The sequence below is a fragment of the Granulicella aggregans genome (assembly GCF_014203275.1).
In the GTDB taxonomy this organism is placed as follows: domain Bacteria; phylum Acidobacteriota; class Terriglobia; order Terriglobales; family Acidobacteriaceae; genus Edaphobacter.
The window spans coordinates 1-1,003 of sequence record NZ_JACHIP010000083.1 but is presented as its reverse complement, the minus strand read 5'-3'; the positions used below and the strand labels follow the sequence as shown (position 1 = coordinate 1,003).

The following is a 1,003-nucleotide window of genomic DNA, read 5'->3' as shown; positions in this document are numbered from 1 at the left end:
ATCGAAGGAGTTGCTCCCGTGCCCATCGACCAAAAAGACCCAAGCCGCTACCCCAACCTGATGATGGTGGGACGAGACTTCTTTAAGGTCGCAGGGATACGGATCGTACGCGGACGCGGGTTCGGCCAGCAGGACACCGCGACTTCGCCTTCGGTTGCTGTCATCAATGAAGCTACTGCACGCAAGTTTTTCGGAAACTCCGACCCCATCGGGCGCCGCTTCAAGGACGATGAGGACGAGAAGCACGTAAAGCACTATCGCACCATCATCGGCATCTGCGGGGACACGCTCTACAACAGCGTCCGCCAGCCTGCTGGGCCAATCCACTTCGATCTGTATGTGGACAAGAAAGAGTTCCGTGGAGCCACATTCATGGTCCGGTCTACGCGTCGACCCGAAGCCTTGGCCGAAGAGATGCGGAAGATCGTTCACAACCTTGACGTCGACATACCGCTTACCCAGGTCAGGACTCAGCGGCAGCAGATCGATGCGAACCTTCAGCAGGAACGACTGTTCGCGACGCTCACCTCAGGCTTTGGCCTGCTAGCACTGCTGTTGGCGATGGTAGGAATCTACGGCATCATGGCGTACACGGTTACCCAGCGCACCAACGAGATCGGCATTCGGCTGGCGCTGGGAGCGCAACGAAACACCGTCCGCTCCATGGTGCTGCGCGAGGCGGTGTGGCTATGCGTCCTCGGAGTCGCGGTGGGTCTTGCCGCCGTGCTGGCTGCGGTAAAGCTGGTGAAGTCGATGCTCTACGGTCTGGAGGCACGCGACCCCGCATCTCTGATTGCAACCGCCGCGATTCTGCTGACGGTGGCCTTGGTGGCGGCATGGATTCCTGCCACACGAGCTTCAAGGGTGGAACCGATGGATGCTCTGCGGCATGAATAGCTCGTGTCTGCATATGGTTCGCCACCGCGCGGCCAATGCCAAAAAATATTGCGTTGCCAGTTGAGCCCACGACAACCGGAGTTGTCGTGGGCGAACGCGCTGCGCT

General features: G+C 59.5%; 1 protein-coding gene. It reads left to right on the top strand.

All coding sequences use genetic code 11. The features are described from left to right. Positions 1-897: FtsX-like permease family protein (locus tag HDF16_RS30150; protein WP_221313438.1), on the top strand; the 897-nt coding region annotated here is incomplete at its 5' end. Positions 898-1,003: the final 106 nt, after the last annotated feature.